Consider the following 470-nt stretch of genomic DNA (forward strand, 5'->3'; position numbering starts at 1 on the left):
AATGAAAGTTCATTTGAAAATACTTTATAATCATTACGATGAATTCAAAATATAAAAAGAATACGACAATGCTATCAATTAAATGATAACTAGATTCCTCACCACTCAATTTCAGTTCTTGTATAAATTGAATGACTTCTTTCATAAGAAACACACTTAAAACAATTCCCAAACAGATCAAAGCTACATTTATAATGTACTGTAGAACGATAGGGAACAACGAAAATACTCTCTTTAAATTCTTTAACACAAAGACTTTTCTCCTTTTCCATATAAAACAATAATGACAATATATTTTTATTTAATTATCATTACATTAAAATTATACATTTCATTCTTATTACAAATGTTAAAACAAGACAAAATAAGTAAAGATAGCATTTCACCTATTTTGTCTATAAAGCAACATAACGAAACTATAATCGATTACTTCAATTGAATCGGTTGTTGCTGTGTCACACAATGGATCA

Annotated in this window: 1 protein-coding gene; it reads right to left on the reverse strand. The window is 26.0% G+C overall.

The annotated features are described in order from the left end of the window. Window positions 1-250 (reverse strand): phosphate-starvation-inducible PsiE family protein (locus KI356_RS27655; protein ID WP_238486261.1); only part of this gene is annotated, 250 nt, incomplete at its 3' end. Window positions 251-470: the final 220 nt, after the last annotated feature.

Source organism: Bacillus hominis, assembly GCF_018332515.1.
GTDB classification, from domain to species: domain Bacteria; phylum Bacillota; class Bacilli; order Bacillales; family Bacillaceae_G; genus Bacillus_A; species Bacillus_A hominis.